The sequence below is a fragment of the Streptomyces sp. TE5632 genome, from assembly GCF_054061295.1.
On record NZ_JBSSEA010000002.1, the window covers coordinates 13,129 to 28,859 of the forward strand.

At 70.3% G+C, this 15,731-nt stretch carries 13 protein-coding genes and 2 pseudogenes; 7 read left to right on the top strand and 8 right to left on the bottom strand.

Annotated elements, in window-relative coordinates; translation table 11 throughout:
- Positions 1 to 70: 70 nt before the first annotated feature.
- From ACVW19_RS02275 to ACVW19_RS02285, 3 genes and pseudogenes are all read right to left on the bottom strand, one after another.
- On the bottom strand, positions 71 to 250 hold the full coding sequence (locus tag ACVW19_RS02275) for a hypothetical protein (protein ID WP_457456082.1): 180 nt from the start codon (positions 248 to 250) through the stop codon (positions 71 to 73).
- A complete protein-coding gene (locus tag ACVW19_RS02280; protein WP_457456084.1) occupies positions 247 to 483 on the bottom strand; it encodes a hypothetical protein in 237 nt (78 codons plus the stop codon). The genes ACVW19_RS02275 and ACVW19_RS02280 overlap by 4 nt, the downstream gene beginning before the upstream one ends.
- A gap of 31 nt (positions 484 to 514) precedes the next feature.
- A pseudogene (locus ACVW19_RS02285) lies at positions 515 to 1,018 on the bottom strand (integrase); the annotation flags it as partial.
- 140 nt (positions 1,019 to 1,158) lie between these two features.
- Here ACVW19_RS02285 and ACVW19_RS02290 point away from each other — a divergent pair.
- Positions 1,159 to 1,938 carry an NEW3 domain-containing protein gene (locus tag ACVW19_RS02290; protein WP_457456086.1) on the top strand — a complete coding sequence of 260 codons (780 nt, stop codon included), beginning with the start codon at positions 1,159 to 1,161 and terminating at the stop codon, positions 1,936 to 1,938.
- A 361-nt stretch (positions 1,939 to 2,299) separates the two neighbouring features.
- Here ACVW19_RS02290 and ACVW19_RS02295 read toward each other — a convergent pair whose 3' ends face one another.
- Positions 2,300 to 4,066 carry a lectin gene (locus tag ACVW19_RS02295; RefSeq protein ID WP_457456088.1) on the bottom strand — a complete coding sequence of 589 codons (1,767 nt, stop codon included), beginning with the start codon at positions 4,064 to 4,066 and terminating at the stop codon, positions 2,300 to 2,302.
- Positions 4,067 to 4,083: 17 nt separating this feature from the next.
- On the bottom strand, positions 4,084 to 6,933 hold the full coding sequence (locus tag ACVW19_RS02300; protein WP_457456089.1) for a lectin: 2,850 nt from the start codon (positions 6,931 to 6,933) through the stop codon (positions 4,084 to 4,086).
- A 227-nt stretch (positions 6,934 to 7,160) separates the two neighbouring features.
- Here ACVW19_RS02300 and ACVW19_RS02305 point away from each other — a divergent pair.
- Positions 7,161 to 7,866: pseudogene (locus ACVW19_RS02305) on the top strand (IS6 family transposase).
- Positions 7,867 to 8,102: 236 nt separating this feature from the next.
- On the opposite strand, the gene ACVW19_RS02310 reads toward ACVW19_RS02305, so the two are convergent.
- A complete protein-coding gene (locus ACVW19_RS02310) occupies positions 8,103 to 8,534 on the bottom strand; it encodes a hypothetical protein (RefSeq protein ID WP_457456091.1) in 432 nt (143 codons plus the stop codon).
- A gap of 210 nt (positions 8,535 to 8,744) precedes the next feature.
- On the opposite strand from ACVW19_RS02310, the gene ACVW19_RS02315 reads away from it, so the two are divergent.
- The 3 genes from ACVW19_RS02315 to ACVW19_RS02325 all read left to right on the top strand — a co-directional run bounded on the left by ACVW19_RS02315 (position 8,745) and on the right by ACVW19_RS02325 (position 11,356).
- A complete protein-coding gene (locus ACVW19_RS02315) occupies positions 8,745 to 8,897 on the top strand; it encodes a hypothetical protein (protein WP_457456093.1) in 153 nt (50 codons plus the stop codon).
- A gap of 519 nt (positions 8,898 to 9,416) precedes the next feature.
- Positions 9,417 to 10,640: a sensor histidine kinase gene (locus ACVW19_RS02320; RefSeq protein WP_457456095.1), complete on the top strand. Its 1,224-nt coding sequence runs from the start codon at positions 9,417 to 9,419 to the stop codon at positions 10,638 to 10,640.
- Complete coding sequence (locus tag ACVW19_RS02325) at positions 10,637 to 11,356, top strand: response regulator (RefSeq protein WP_457456097.1); 720 nt, start codon at positions 10,637 to 10,639, stop codon at positions 11,354 to 11,356. Before ACVW19_RS02320 ends, ACVW19_RS02325 begins: the two co-directional genes overlap by 4 nt.
- A gap of 138 nt (positions 11,357 to 11,494) precedes the next feature.
- Here ACVW19_RS02325 and ACVW19_RS02330 read toward each other — a convergent pair whose 3' ends face one another.
- Positions 11,495 to 12,469, bottom strand: a complete 975-nt coding sequence (locus ACVW19_RS02330) for a helix-turn-helix transcriptional regulator (protein ID WP_457456099.1) — start codon at positions 12,467 to 12,469, stop codon at positions 11,495 to 11,497.
- A gap of 79 nt (positions 12,470 to 12,548) precedes the next feature.
- Between ACVW19_RS02330 and ACVW19_RS02335 the strand changes: the two genes are divergently transcribed.
- Together ACVW19_RS02335 and ACVW19_RS02340 are read left to right on the top strand one after the other, a co-directional pair.
- Positions 12,549 to 13,283, top strand: a complete 735-nt coding sequence (locus tag ACVW19_RS02335; protein WP_364741789.1) for an alpha/beta fold hydrolase — start codon at positions 12,549 to 12,551, stop codon at positions 13,281 to 13,283.
- Positions 13,284 to 13,310: 27 nt separating this feature from the next.
- Positions 13,311 to 14,387 (top strand): winged helix DNA-binding domain-containing protein, encoded by a 1,077-nt coding sequence (locus ACVW19_RS02340; RefSeq protein ID WP_457456101.1) that lies wholly within the window; start codon positions 13,311 to 13,313, stop codon positions 14,385 to 14,387.
- Positions 14,388 to 14,443: 56 nt separating this feature from the next.
- Here ACVW19_RS02340 and ACVW19_RS02345 read toward each other — a convergent pair whose 3' ends face one another.
- Entirely contained in the window at positions 14,444 to 15,631 is a 1,188-nt protein-coding gene (locus ACVW19_RS02345) for a transposase (RefSeq protein WP_457456103.1), read from the bottom strand.
- Positions 15,632 to 15,731: the final 100 nt, after the last annotated feature.

The window sequence follows — 15,731 nt, forward strand, 5'->3', positions numbered from 1 at the left end:
CGCCCCGGCCAGGTGCGCCGCTCGCCCCGCCTCCACCGCGGGGCGAAGCGGGGCACCGTTGCTCCCGTGTTCAGGCGGAGTCCGTCCGGGTCGGCTCCCGGACCGGTGCGGGGGCAGGGCGGACGGCCTCGCGGTCGGCTCGGTGCAGGGGCGTCAGTATCACGAGGCCGACGACCGCGACGAGGACGAAGAAGCCGCCGAGCACGGCCGCGCCGGTCACCGGACCGGCCATCAGTCCGTGCGCGGTCACGACGGCGCCGGGGCCGGTGCCCCGATGCCCTGGGCGGCGTATCCGACGAGGTAGTCGCCGGACACCATGCCCGCCCGGTGCGGGGCGGGGGCGGATCGGCTGAGCACCGTGAGCCCGCCGGCGAAGTCGAAGGCGTACGCGGCTCCGGCGACGGCCGACGCCAGGGAGAACAGCAGCAGTCCCTCGACCGCCCGTCTATCGGGTTCCGCGCAGCAGTGGCCATCGGTGTTCACTCAGTCACCGTGTCTCGATCACCGGTGGGCTCGTGCTCGAGGTCCGCTCGGGCGCCGACTCGATGCCGGCCCCCTTCAAGACTTCCCAGACCGTGGATGCTGCCGCCTTCACGCCGAGCACGAGCAGTTCACCGTGCAGGCGCCGGTAGCCCCAACTTGGATTTTCCCCGGCCAGGCGCAGTACGAGTGCTCGGACCGAGTGCACGGTGCGGGGCCGGCCTCCGCGCTTCGGCCTGGACTGGGCAGCGTGCCGGCGGGCGAGGAGATCGCGGTGCCGGCGCAGTACCGTGTCCGGCCGCACCAGCAGCCGCATCCGGCGCAGTACTTCCCTTGGCAGACCGTGGAGCAGCGACGCCAAAAAAGCCCGGTCGCTCGCGTGCATCCGGACTCGCTGCCCGTCCAGCTGCCGGTCCAGGACGGCGATCTGCTGGCGCAGGGCCAGGATCTCGATGTCCTTCTCACGGTCGCTCGTTGGCAGCAGCCGCAGCATCGCGGACGCGTTCGTCACGCCCGGGTACGCCAGTCTCAGCAGCACGACCGATCATCATGCCGCGCCCACCGCCGCCGTGCGACAGCGGCGACTCGATCGGCCGCGGCCGGCACCCCGAAACCCGCTCCCACCTGTATGGATGAGGTATTCGGCAAGGGCAGGGCCAGTCCCCCGGCACGCTACGGGTGGGCGTCGGCGCGACGGCTCCCCGGGGCTGGACCGTGAAGACCACCAGGCCTTTTTCTCTCGTGTCCCGGCGGCTGCCGGTCCAGCGGACCGCGGCGGTGGACGTGACCGTCCCGGCCGGAACCGCGCCGGGTTCGTACACCGTACGGATCACGGCGACCGCGAACGGTGTGGAGAGCGTGGAACGCGTCGCGTCCATCGAGGTGCGCGCCGCGGCACGCTGCGCGGCGGACGTCAGTGAGGAGTGTGCCGTGGACCTCGGCAAGGAGGTGAACCACGACGGTACCGCAACCGTCGCGGCTTTCGGCGAGGGCGACTTCGACGGACCGGGATGGAACTACGACGGCGATCTGCTGCCCGCAGCAGGGCCGGTCGTCTGGGACGGCGTGGCCTACCACGCTCCTGATCCGTCCGGGACTGCTTCGAACTTCGTCGAGGCCCGCGGTCAGGCCCTGCTGCTCCCGGCCGGGTCGTACAGTTCGCTGCGTCTGGTCACCACGGCCCACCACGGCCCGGTGACGACCCTGCTCGCAGTCCGCTACACCGACGGCACCACCGCCGAAGTGCCGGTCACCGTGGGCGACTGGGCGGGAGCGGCACCGCAGGGCAGCTCCGTGGCGCTGGAGATGCCGCACCGGATCAAGCGCGGGCAGGGCGTGGACGGCCCGCCGGTGCGTCTGTTCGGTTCCTCCGCGGGGCTCGACGTCTCGAAGACCGTGCTTTCCCTCGGCCTGCAGAACGATCCTCGGGTACAGGTCTACGCGATCACTCTCAGTTGAATTGCTCTCCCTCGTGAACGAGGCGGAGCGCTGCCTGCCTCGTGGTGCTCGGGCCGTGCTCAAGGGGCGCTACGGCGGCGTCCGGAAGGTTCCCGGACGGAATCGACACCGGCGACACCGGCGACACCGGCGACATCGACGACATCGGCGTCCTCCTCAGCCTGGACGTCGGTAAGGGTGAACACCGCCTTGAAGTCCCCTTACGATCATGGACAGCGCGTGTTCACGTTGCGTGGCCGACAGGCCCGGCGCACCGCCGAGAAGGGCGGTGCGCCGGGCCTGTCGGGCTCAGCCGTGGGCTCCGTGCCGCCCGGTGGGCATCAGCGGTCCGACGCCGACGCACCACCGGACGAGCCCCGCGTCAGGGGAAGGTCCATTTCTGGTTGGGTCCGGTGTGGCAGGTCCACAGATGGACCGGCGTCCCGTCGTTCCACGTACCGCCCGAGGCGTCCAGGCACTTGCCCGACTGCGGATTGCGGACCGTACCGTCCAACTGGGCCGCCCACTTCTGCGCGCCCGTGCCGTTGCACGTCCACAACTGGACCCGGGTACCGTCCGCACTCCCGCCACCGGAGACGTCCAGACACTTGCCCAGCGCCCTCAACGTGCCGTCATCCACCACCGTCCACCGCTGCGCGGCCGACGTGTTACACGTCCAGACCTGCACACCCGTACCGTCCGCCGTGCCCGCGTTGTCCACGTCCAGGCACTTGCCGTTCACCCCCCTCACCTCACCCGTACGGGGATCGGACGGTGATCCGGACTGTTTGATCCGGATGTTGCGGAAGGACGCCTCGTCGTCGGCGCCGTGGTTCTGGAGTCCGATGTGGCCCTGCTTCAGGCTGCGCGCCGGGTCCGTGTTGGTGAAGTCGTTGATCTTCCGGCCGTTGAGGAAGATCTCGAGCCGCTCTCCGGTGACGCGGATCTCGTACGTGTTCCACTCCCCCGGCGGGTTCAGCGCGGCGTCGCGTGCGGCCGGGTCGGCGGAGCGGAATCCGTACACCGCTCCCGTGGTGCGGTCGGCCGCGTCGGTGGCGTCGATCTGGATCTCGTAGCCGTTGTCCACCGCCGACCACGGGTCGTCGGACGCCGGGAAGCCCACGAAGACACCGGAGTTGTCGTCACCGCTCAGCTTCCAGTCCAGCTTCAGCGAGTAGTCGCCGGTGAACTCCTTCGCGTTGTACCAGAGCAGGCCCAGTCCGCCGTGCGAGGTGAGGGTGCCGTCGGCCAGGGTGAAGCCGCCGGGGCCCGCCTGCTTCCAGCCGGTCGTGGAGGTGCCGTCGAACAGGGGCGTGTAGCCGGTCTCCGGGCGGCAGTCGGCCCGGGTGGTGCCGGCGGCCCAGCGGATCCCTCCGAGCAGATGCCTGCGGAAGGCGGGGTCGGCGTAGGACTCCTCGGTGTGGCCGCCGCCGGTGTAGAAGGCGCGGCCACCGGCGTAGTCCTTGCACCAGGCGATCGGGTGGTCGCCGGACATGGTGCCGCCGGAGTAGCTGGATTCGTCCAGCGATGCCAGGACGTGGGCGGTGGTGCGGGGGTTGGTGCGGTAGTTGTACCACTCGTCGGTGCGCTGCCAGGTGCGGCCCAGGTGCGCGGTGGCGTCGTGCGCCCGGTCCTCGACCTTGACGGTTGCGGGCTGGATGGCGGGGTGGGACTGGAAGAGGGCGCCGGCCAGTCCCTCGTAGAAGGGCCAGTCGTACTCGGTGTCGGCGGCGGCGTGGATACCGACGTAGCTGCCGCCCGCGCCCAAGTACTGCTCGAAGGCGGTCTGTTGGGTGGGACCGAGGACGTCGCCCGTGGTCGACAGGAAGACCACGGTCCGGTACCGGGCCAGGTGGGCGGTGGTGAAGGCCGTCGGGTCCTCGGTGGCGGTGACGGTGAAGTTGTTCGCCGCCCCGAGGTCGCGCAGGGCCTCGATGCCCTCGTCGATCGAGGAGTGGCGGAAGCCCGCCGTACGGGAGAAGACGAGGATCTCGTACGCCGGGTCGGCCGTGGCGGTGACCGTGCGGTCCGGGGCGTGCGCGGCGTGGTCAAAGGAGGGTGCGGCACCGGAGAGGGCCGCGGCCTGGGGGGTCAGGCAGAGCAGGGCGCCGGCACACAGGCTGAGCGCCGTCTTGAGCAGGGTACGCATGGTGGGTCGCCTCCTTTCTACGGCAGGGTCCATTTCTGGTTGGGTCCGGTGTGGCAGGTCCACAGATGGACCGGCGTCCCGTCGTTCCACGTACCGCCCGAGGCGTCCAGGCACTTGCCCGACTGCGGATTGCGGACCGTACCGTCCAACTGGGCCGCCCACTTCTGCGCGCCCGTGCCGTTGCACGTCCACAACTGGACCCGGGTACCGTCCGCACTCCCGCCACCGGAGACGTCCAGACACTTGCCCAGCGCCCTCAACGTGCCGTCATCCACCACCGTCCACCGCTGCGCGGCCGACGTGTTGCACGTCCAGACCTGCACACCCGTACCGTCCGCCGTGCCCGCGTTGTCCACGTCCAGGCACTTGCCGTTCACCCCCCTCACCTCACCCGTACGGGGGCCGCCGCCGGTGGAGGTGGTGAAGGAGAACTCGTCGACGTCGAACAGGGCGCCGCTGCCGCCCTTGAAGACGAGGTACAGGGTGGTGGAGCCGGCCGGTCGGTCGGTCAGGGACGTAGTGACGTCCTGGAAGGTCTCCCAGCCGCCGGTGCTCGGCACGGTGGCCGTGCCGAGCAGGGTGCCGGCGGGGGAACCGGCGCGGACCTCGAGGGTGCCGCCGCTGCCGCCCGAGGAGACGCGGGCGGTGAAGCCGGTGGCGTTGTCGAGGCTGTAGGGCGTGAAGGAGATCCAGTCGCCGTTGTGGATCTCGCCGACCGTCTTGCCGCCGTGCGCGGGTGTGTGGTTGATGACCTGGACGCCCGCGGAGTCACCGTAGTGCTCGGCCTGGCGGTGGCTGGGCTGGGTGATGTGCTGGTCGTGGGCGGTGAGCGCGGGCTGTCCGTTGGCGCCCTTGTCGGTGTATTCGGCGTCGATGACGCCGAAGATGTTGGCGTTGGGGTCGTGTTCGCCGTCCGCCAGGGTCTGCAGGGTGCCGGTGCAGCCGGTGGCCGAGGTCTGCGGGTGTCCGTGGCTGTCGTGACCGATGATGAAGGTGACCTTCACCCTGGCGCAGTCGATCGTGCCGTCCTCGGGGTCGGTGACCGTCACCTTGAACGGGATGGCGGCGCCGAAGTCGTAGATCCGTCCGTCGGTGGGTGTGTCGAGCCGTACGGTCGGGGCGGTGTTGCCGACGGTGATCTGGACGGAGGCCGTGGCGGACTTGCCGGTGGAGTCGGTGACCTTCAGTGTCGCGGTGTACTGGCCGTTGGTGGTGTAGGTGTGGGACGGGTTGGCGGCCGTCGAGGTGGTGCCGTCGCCGAAGGCCCAGGCGTAGCCGAGCGCGTCGCCGTCCGGGTCCGAACTGCCGGCCGAGGAGAAGGCGACGGCGAGGGGTGCTCCGCCGGAGGTGACGTTCGCCTTGGCCTGGGCCACCGGGGCTCGGCCGCCGGTCACGTGCTCGATGCGGTACAGGGCCGAGTTGGCGTCGCCGTTGAAATAGCCGGTGCCGTAGTCCAGGACGTAGAGGGCGCCGTCCGGGCCGAAGGTCATGTCCATCACCTGGGTGCCGCTCCAGGGGAAGGAGTTGATGGACTGCACGGTCCCGTCGCCGCCGGCTTCGATCCGCTTGATCCAGCGGCGGCCGAACTCGCCGGCAAAGAAGTCGCCGTCGTACTCGGCGGGGAACTTCACCTCGGAGGTGGAGTTCGCGTCGTACCGGTAGACGGGTCCGCCCATGGGCGACTCGGAGCCGTTGCCGAACTCGGGGACCGAACCGCCGTCGTAGGGAATCCAGGCGGGCTGGGCGGGAGGCAGCTCGGTCAGGCCGGTGTTGCGCGGCGAAGTGTTCCTCGGTGCCGCGCAGTTGAAGGCCGCCCCGGTGGCTCCGGTGGCGAAGTCGTGGTCGACGTAGGCGTCGTTCTTGCCGGTGCAGTAGGGCCAGCCGAAGTTGCCGGCCTTGGTGATCCGGTTGAACTCGACCTGCCCGGCGGGGCCGCGGGAGGCGTTGGCGGTGCCCGCGTCGGGGCCGTAGTCACCGACGTAGACGGTGCCCGTGGCCTTGTCCACGCTCATCCGGAAGGGGTTGCGAAAGCCCATCGCGTAGATCTCGGGCCGGGTCCTGGCGGTGCCGGGTGCGAAGAGGTTGCCCGCCGGGATGCTGTAGGTCGCGTCGGGGTTCACCTTGATGCGCAGGATCTTGCCGCGCAGGTCGTTGGTGTTGCCCGAGGAACGCTGGGCGTCGTAGGCGGGGTTGCGCGAGGCGCGCTCGTCGATGGGGGTGTAGCCGTCCGAGGCGAAGGGGTTGGTGTCGTCGCCCGTCGACAGGTAGAGGTTGCCTGCCGCGTCGAAGTCGATGTCGCCGCCGACGTGACAGCACAGGCCGCGGGAGGCGGGCACGTCGAGAATCTTCTTCTCGCTGCCGGTGTCCAGGGTTCCGTCGGCCTTGAGGACGAACCGGGACAGCCGGTTGACGCCGTCGAACGGGGCGAAGTCGGATGCCGTTCCGTCGGCGGGTGCGTCGCCGGCCGGAGTGGCCGACCGGGGAGCGTAGTAGAGGTAGATGAAGCGGTTGGCGGAGAAGGCGGGGTCTACGGCCACGCCCTGCATGCCTTCCTCGTCATGGCTGTAGACGTCCAGCGTGCCCGCGACAGTGGTGGTGCCGGCCGCATCGGTCCGGCGGAGGGTGCCGTCGCGCGAGGTGTGCAGCACCGAGCGGTCCGGCAGCACGGCCAGTGTCATGGGTTCGCCCGTTTCGGCCACGCCCTTGGCGAGGGTGACCTGCTGGAACTCCGCGGCCTCCGTCCTGGGGCCGTCGGCTGGGTCCGGCGGTGCGGCAGCCGCTGTTCCCGGTATCAAGCAGCTGGTGGCGCACGCCACCGCCAGTGCTAACGAGCGGACGAGTCTGGGTCTGAGCAGTTTTGTGCGCACAGACGTCTCCCGAGGTGTGGGGTAGACAACAGGACATGATCAGTCCTGTCGAAGGGAGCACCGGCGCGCGCCGTCGCGCCGTCGAGCCAGGCTTCAGGTGCATGAACGGTTCGATTCAAGGAAGCTAGCGGCCCTGGTTCCGGCGCGTAACCCCTTTCGCGAGAGATCTCTCGACTTTCTCCTTGATCGGGACAAAGCTCGCGGGGTGCCGAACAGGGGGATTGCTCATGTCGTCCGCGCCGCCGTCGTACAGGGGGCACCGGCACCCGGTGGAGGTCATCGCGCACTGCGTGTGGCGACACTTCCGCTTCCCGCTGTCGTTCCGCGAGGTCGAGGAGCTGATGCTCTGGCTCGGTGTGCTCGTCTCCCACGAGGCTGTACGCCGCTGGTGCGCGAAGTTCGGGCAGGACTGTGCCGCCGCCGGCCCCGGCCCGGGGCAAGTGGCACCTGAACGAGGTGTTCGTCGAGATCGACGGAGAGCCGAAGTACCTGTGGCGGACGGTCGACGCCGACGGCACCGTGCTCGGCGTCCTGGCCCAGGACCGAAGGGACAAAGTCGCGGCCCGGCGCTTCTTCCGCCGCCTGCTCACGGCGACTTGCACGGTGCCGCGGGTGGTCGTCACGGACAGGCTCCGCTCCTGCGGCGCCGCCCACCGCGAGCTCATGCCCTGCGCCGAGCACCGGCAGTCGAAATACTTCAACAACCGGGCGGAGAACAGCCACCAGCCCACCCGGCAGCGGGAACGCGCGGTGAAGGGCTTCCGCTCGGTCGGCGGGGCGCAGCGGTTTTGGTCCGTGTTCAGCGGCATCTCACCTCACTTTCGGTCCTGCCGCGACCTGATGAGCGCGCACGGCTTCCGAGCCGAGATGACCACATGCTTCGCCGTCTGGGGCCAGATCACCAGCGTCGCCGGCCGGCCCGCCGAGGCCTGAGCACCGGCCCGGGACCCGGCCCCACCACGCCCCGACGCACCGTCAGAGACTTACGCACCCAATAATGTGACAGGGCCTTCAGGATTCCTGAAGAACCCTCATGATCCCTGCATAGACGTACAGGCCGAGAGTGAAGAGGTGTTTGCTCAGGCCCCACGCCGAGGCGACGGGGAGCACGGTGGAACTCGCGGATTGCCGCACGAACCGCCCAGGACCCTGCCGTTTGGGCGGGAGGGTCAAAGGTCGGCGCAGATCCTGCGGGCCTTGGCCAGTTCCTTCTCCACCTCGGCGTCGACCTCGAAGACCTGGCGGTGGCGGTTGTGTGCCCGGGTGATGGCCTTTGCGAGCGGCTCATACGAGGAGTCGCCCGCGGCGGCGGCCGTGGCCAGGTCGAAGGCGCCCGCGAAGCGGTACAGCGCCTGCTCGCCCGCCTTGCCCTTCGTGAAGAGCTTCGACTCGTCCGTGCCGGCCAGCGCCTCGCACGCCCCTCGGGCGTCGTCCCCGGCGCTGCTGCCTGCGTCCGACGTGCCACCGGTCAGCGCCCAGGCCGCGCCTACGCCTGCGCCGCCCACCAGCAGGCCGACCAGCAAAGCGGTCACCAGCGGACCCCGGCTGCGGGCCGGCGCGGACGGTGGGGCGGGGGCCTGGTACGGCTGCTGTGCCTGCATGTACACGACCATAACGGGCCGCCCGCCCGTGGGCCCCGGCGGGGGCGCTGTCACGTTGTTGAGTGTGGGAGTGCCTGATGGTGTGTCGGGTGCGGTGGGGCCGGGTTCCGGCTTTCGGCTTTCGTGCCCTGCCTGCCGCAGCCTGCCCCAGGCTCCCGCCTGCCCCCTCCACGCTCTGACGCGCCCTCAGTCGATCAATACCCCACCGACGTGACAACGCCCGTCCTGGCGTTCGCCGGCGAACGCACCGCCCGTCAACTCGCCGAGGCTGAGGCCCGGCACCTCAAGGTGAGCCTGGACGAACGCGCCGCCCCGCATCGGGGATCTGCAGCGCGTCCTGGCGGACCTGACCCCGGCTCCTGACCGCGCGGCCGTCCCCGGCCCGCACCGTTGTTCGAGGCGCCCGTCGTCCCCGCGCCGGCCCCGGCGCCGACGGAGGCCGGGCGGCCGAGCGCGGCGCCGCCTCGGGCAGGCGGCGCCGCTGGTAGCCGGGCCGGGACTGACGCCGCACTGGTTGCGGCACGTTGCGCTTGGGCTCGGGTGTTGCGCGTCAGCGGGCCGCCGCGCTCACCCGGCCGCTGAGGTGCCCGGAACGCGGGGAAGGAAGGGGGGAGGGGCCGGTGCCCAGGGTGCGGCGTCCGGCCGGACGCGGGGCGTGGGCGCCGGCTTTGCGGCGGCCGGGACGGCGGCGGGAAGGCGCTTGGCGGCGAGCCGGGCGCGTGGCGCCGGGGCGGGCTGCCGTCTGCGCGAGGCGGCTCGGCAAGGGCGGGTTTGGTGCCCGGCGGGCGGCGGCGGTCGGTCATCGCCCGATCGGACGCTTCCGCAGTGGTGGCCGGCGATGGCAGGCCAGCGGCACTCGGGTGTCGGCCCTACGGTGGTGGCATGGCGGTGATCAACGGTTGGCGGCGGAAAGTGGGCGCCCCGGTCGGCACGCTGGACGTGCTGGGGCCGGTTGTGCTGTTCGTGCTGTCGGTCGTGGCCGCCTCCGTCATCCCGCAGGAGCACCGGATTTCGGTCCGCCCGCCTGCTGTGGTGCTGGCGGCGGTCTGCTGTTTCGCGTTGCTGTGGCGTCATCGCCACCCGTTCGGAGTCCTGGTCACCGCCCTCGCCTGCGGGGTGGTCTTCCAGGTGCTCGGTATCCGGGAGAGTCCGCTGGTGACGAGTCCGGTCATCGTGTCCGTCTACACCGTGGCCGTCCGGACCGACCGGCGGACTACGTGGATGGTGGCGTCGGCCTCGGCCGCCCTGCTGGTCGGGGCGGCCGTGGTGTTCGGCTCCGGCTCATGGCTCGGGGACAACGTGGCGATGCTGGCCTGGACGGCCCTGCCCGCCGCCGTAGGAGACGGGGTGCGCTCACGCCGCGCTTATGTGGCGGCCGTGGAGGAACGGGCGGAGTACGCGGAGCGGACCCGTGAGCAGGAGGCGCGGCAGCGGGTGGCGGCCGAGCGGATCCGGATCGCGCGCGAGTTGCACGATGTGGTCGCGCACCACATCGCCTTGATCAACGCGCAGGCCGGTGTTGCTGTTCACCTGGTGGAGCGGCGGCCGGAGCAGTTGGTCACCGCTCTGGAGGGCATCCGGGACACCAGCCGGTCCGCGCTGGAGGAGCTCCGGGTGACCGTGGGCCTCCTGCGGCAGTCCGATGATCCAAAAGCGCCGCGGGATCCGATGCCGGGCCTGGCGCAGGTGCCGGAGCTTCTGGCGTCCTTCGAGCGTGTCGGCCTGTCCGTCAGGCACATGCGGCACGGCATGGCCGAGCCGCTGGCGCCGGCGGTGGACCTGGCCGCGTACCGCATCGTGCAGGAGGCCCTGACGAATGTGCGCAAGCACGCCGGGGCCGATCACGCCCGCCTCTGCCTGCGCTACCGGCCCCGATGGCTGACGATCACGGTCGAGGACGACGGGCGCGCCCGACCGCACAAGCCCCGCCCCGGGACCGGCCACGGACTGATCGGGATGCGCGAGCGTGCGGCCAGCGTCGGGGGAAAGCTGGAGGCCGCGGCGCGCCCCGGCGGGGGCTTCACCGTGACCGCCGAACTGCCGCTGCGGCCGGGCGCGGCAGTCGTGGCACCGGTCGGGCGGGACACCGAGGAGCGATGGGCATGACGATCCGCGTACTGCTCGCCGATGACCAGGCCCTGCTGCGGGGCACCTTCAGGATGCTGTTCGACTCCGCCGACGACATGGAGACCGTGGGCGAGGCGTCCAACGGCCGCGAGGCGGTGGACCTGGCGAGGGCACGGCAACCGGATGTGATCCTGATGGACATCCGCATGCCTGAGATGGACGGCCTCGTCGCCACGCGGCTGATCGGCGAGGCCGAGGACCTCTCGGCGGTGAAGGTCCTGATCCTGACCACCTTCGAGGACGACGAGTACGTCGCGGAGGCCCTGCGGGCAGGTGCGAGCGGCTTTCTCGGCAAGGGCGCCCGGCCCGAGGAGCTGCTCGACGCCGTCCGCACGGTCGCCGCAGGGGACGCGCTGCTGTCCCCCTCGGCGACCCGGGGGCTGATCAGGCGGTTTCTGGCGCAGCCGGAACCGTGCACGGCAGCCGTGCACGAGCGGCTGGAATGCCTGACGCGACGGGAACGCGATGTCCTGGGGCTCGTCGCGCTGGGACTGTCGAACGACGAGATCGCCGAGCGTCTGTTCGTCAGCCCACTGACGGCCAAGACCCACGTCAACCGGGCCATGACCAAGCTGGCCGTCCGCGACCGGGCCCAGCTGGTGGTCATCGCCTACCAGTGCGGCGTGGTCAGCCCGACGCCGGCGACTCGCCCCTCGGGGGGGGTTCAGCCGAGATACGCGTCAAGGGGGCAATGAGTAGATCTTGATGCGGCTTTACGCGTGGTCAGCACAGTGACGCCGCAGTAAATGCGCACATCTCGCCCTGGAAGCCGGAACGGTCCGCCGCAGGTCGCGACGATCACGGCCAGGGCTCCGTCGCAGTAAATCCGGTATTCACTGCGGTAGTTCTTCCGGTCTCCGCTGGGCGGCTGCGGTGAGCTGGGCGGCCAGATTCTTGAGCGCCTGCCGTAGTTCGTCGGGATGGTGGATGGTGAAGGGCCACTCCAGGGAGGCGAGCATGTGGGCCATGCCGTCCAGCCGTTCTGCCCGTGCGTGCATCAGGACGCCGGTGGGCTGGGCGGTGAGGGTCACCGCTGAGCGGGGCAGCCGGCGGCCGATCTCATCGAGGGGGCCATGGATCGTCACCTCGACCTGCCAGCGGTAGGGCCCCTGGGCGAGGGTCGAGGTCAGGTGGGCCACGGGGTCGAAGCCGTCGGGTGCGGTGAAGCTGTCGGCTCGGGAGGTGACGGAGGCGATGCGGTCGATGCGGAAGGTACGCAGGCTGTCGCGGAGGTGGTCGTGGCCGACGACGTACCAGCGGCCGGTGTGGAAGACCACGCCGTATGGGTCGATGTCGCGTTCGGTGTGTTCCTGGCGCCAGGACTGGTGGCTGATACCGACGGTCGTGTGGGCGCGGGAGGCCTGGGCCAGTGCCAGCAGGACGCCGGTTCCGGGTGCCTGCCCGATCACGGCGTTGGCGGTGAAGGACAGGGTCTCCCGCATGGCGGCGAGCGGTTCGCGCAGGGCGTGCGGAAGCACCCGCTCGATCTTGGCCAAGGCACCGGTACTGGCCGGCGCGGCAGTGCCCATGCCCAGCCGTTCTGCCGCGAGCAGGCCAAGAACGACGGCGAGGGCCTCGTCATTGGTGAGGACCAGAGGTGGCATGCGGTAGCCGCGGGCCAGTCGGTAGCCGCCGTAGCGGCCGCGTTCGGCCTCCACGGGGATGCCCAAGTCGCGAAGGTGGGCCGTGTAGCGGCGCACCGTGCGGACGTCGGTGTCCAGGCGGTCGGCCAGCTCCGCCCCGGTGAGCCGGACGTTGGACTGGAGGAGTTCCAGCAGGGTCAGCACACGGGTCAGGGGATGCGACATGGATCACTCGGCATTTCAGGGCGGATTCTGTCCTGTATCGACCTTACGCTCCCCGCAGCACCTACTTCTGGGAGATCACATGACCACCTTCGTACTCGTTCCCGGCGCCTGGCTCGGGGCGTGGGCCTGGGAAGACACCGCCCGCGCTCTGCGGGAGCGCGGTCACACGGCGCTGCCGCTGACACTGACGGGCCTGGCCGAGCACGCAGACCAGGGCGGACCCGAGACGGACCTGGATGCGCACATCGCGGACATCACCGGATTCGTCGAGCGGAACGATCTGCGCGACGTCACGCTGGTCGCCCACAGCTATGCGGCTGCTCCGGTGACCGGGGCAGCCGGACGTCTCGGTGACCGGCTGGAGCGCGTGGTCTATGTGGACAGCGCCCCGTTCGCCGCGGGCATGTGCATGCTGGACCTCATGCCACCGCAGGCAGCGGACCAGCTGCGCCAGCAGGTCGACGCGTCTGGCGACGGGTGGCGGCTGCCGATGCCGCCGTTTGAGGTCCTGGGCTTGTCCAGCAGCCTCGACGGGCTCGATGAGGGCCAGCGGGACGCTCTGCGCTCGCGTGCCACCCCTCAGCCATTCGGCGCCTTCACCCAGCGTCTTGCCGGCCCGGCCGAGCCCGGTCCCGGTGTGGACCGTGTCCTGGTCGCCTGCCATGACTTCACGGGACTGCTGGATGCCGGGGTGCCGATGCTGGCCTACCTGAACCAGCCGCCATGGCGGCGCTTCGATCTGCCGACCGGCCACTGGCCGATGCTGTCCGCGCCCGCCGAACTCGCCGACATCCTCGACAAGGCCGTCTCCTGACCGCGGCCGGCCGAGAGGCACGGCCCGATGCTTGACCACGAGAGCGTCCGCCGACTGCGGGCCCACGCCCAGGCCCTGGCCGGCGGAGCACGGGAGGACTCTGCCGAGGCGGTCGTCCGACGGGTCTTCGCCATCCAGGCCCAGGACGCCACAGCCTCCGACCTGGGCATCCGGGTACGCGGCCGGGACATCACCGCCCAGGCCATCCGCACGGCATACGAGAAAGAGCGGAGCCTCGTCCGCGGCTGGTACATGCGCGGCACCCTGCACACCATCCCCAGCGACGACGCCCGCTGGGTGTTGCGATTGCTGTCCCCGCGGATCCTTGCCGCAACCAACCGCCGCTACCAGCAGCTGGGCCTGGACGACGATCTGCGCCAGCGCGCCGACCATCTCATCCGGCGCGTTCTCGCCGCGCACGGCCCGCTTACCCGGGCCGAGCTGACCGAGCACCTCACCACCCTCGGTATCTCGCCGGACGGGCAGGCGCCTTTCCACCTGATCCGCCACGCGGCACTCACCGGCGTCCTCTGTCACGGTCCGCAGCGCGCCGGTGAGGCCACGTATGTACTGCTCGACGACTGGCTGCCCACCACCGTGGGCGCCCAGTGGGAGGAAGGCGCTGCCCTCGCCGAGCTGGCCCGTCGCTACCTGGCCGCGCACGCCCCCGCCACCCTGGAGGACTTCGCCGCCTGGTCCGGGCTGCCGGTCACCTGGGCCCGCACGGCCTGGAAAATGCTGGCGGAATACGGCGCGATCAACGAATACGGCGCGTCGACCATGCTCGCCGGACGGGTGGAGGAACTCCCGGGCCCGTCTGACACCCCGGACGTTCGCATGCTGCCCGCCTACGACAACTACCTGATCGGCTACCGCACTCGCGAGATGTCCGTCCCCGCTCTCCACCAGGCCCGCGTCTGGCCAGGAGGCGGCCTCATCCGGCCCACCGTCATCGCCGACGGCCTGGCCATCGCCACCTGGAGCCGTGGCTCCGGCGCGCGCTCCATCAAGGTGGATGCGTTCGAACCTGTCCCCCCTCAGATCCAGCGGGAGGTCGATGTGGAGGAAGACGCCGTCGCCCGCTTCCTGCGGCCCACCACATAGCCGACCCGCATCCCGATCCAAAAAAATGGGGCGGCCGCGTGGGCGAGAACGTTGGGTCAAGCGGCCTGACCGGGGCCGGCGGCGATCAGACTCTGCTCACGGAGCGGGGTGAAGTCGACGTCAAGCTTCGGGTCGTACGCTTCCGGCTGGATACCGAGTTCGTGCGTGCTGTATTCGCCGAACCGGTTGACGTGCTCGGTCAGGTACGGCGAGATGTGGGCCAGGTCCTCGGGGTCGATCTCCCAGCCTTCTTCCAGCAGCTGGCGGATGATCTCGGCGATGTCCAGGGCGTTGTGGAAGATCACCATGTTCGTGAGCAGGGCGTTGAATTTCATCGCCTTCTCCTGCTCGACCGGGTCGTTGTCGGCGATGACGCCGCGGTTGCCGAAGCCGATCCACTGGGAGAACCGGTTGAACGGCTCTACCTTGTTGGTCGCCGCGGTCACCCGCCGGCGAAGCGGCGCGTCCGAGAGGTAGCGCAGGAGCTGGACGGTGCGGATCACGCGGCCGACCTCGCGGAAGGCGGCGTAGGTGGCGTTCTTCCGCGACCCGGAGCGCAGCCGCTTGAGCAGCGTGGAGGAGGAGATGGTGCCCTCGCGTACGGAGACGGCCACCCGCATCAGGTGACGGAACTGGGACTCGATCAGGTCGAAGTCGATGACGTTCTTGCCCGGCTCGCCGAACAGGGCGTCGATGTGCACATACTCCGTCTGCTTGGAGGGCCGGTAGAAGGTCAGTGCCTTCCAGTTCCTGATCCTGGGCATCAAGTCGAAGCCCAGGAGGTGGGCGAGCGCGAAGACGGGGAAGCTCTGGCCCTGGGTATCCGCGTGCACGGTGGTCGGCTGCACCTCACTGGTGTTCTTCAGCAGGCCCTCGATGATGTAGACGGCCTCCCACACGCCGCACGGGATGAGGTGCGTGAACAGCGCGATGTAGGTGTCCGAGACGTGGTGATGGGCGATCCCGCCCGGCTTGCCGTACCTGACGCTCGTCTCGGAGAGCAGGTTGTCGAGATAGGTGTCCATGCGGGTGCCGTCCGCAGCGACGGCGGTCCTGTCGCCCCATGCCTGCGAGATGTCCAGACGGGCGTGCGCGTTCACCAGGTCGGAGATCGCCTCGTTCAGCAGCACGATGGAGAAGTGCTTGTTGGCGACGTACGACAGCTCGTGCCCGCTCACGCCGGGAATGTGTCGGGCGGCCTCGTACGGGCCCATGTCGGTGCCCTTGACGAACGTGACGATCACGTAGCGGCCCAAGGGGTCGGTGAGCTTGGGCTCGTTGCCCGACGGGGGGGCCGAAACGGCGCCACCACTCCACCCAGTACGCGGTCCGGGCCACGATCCC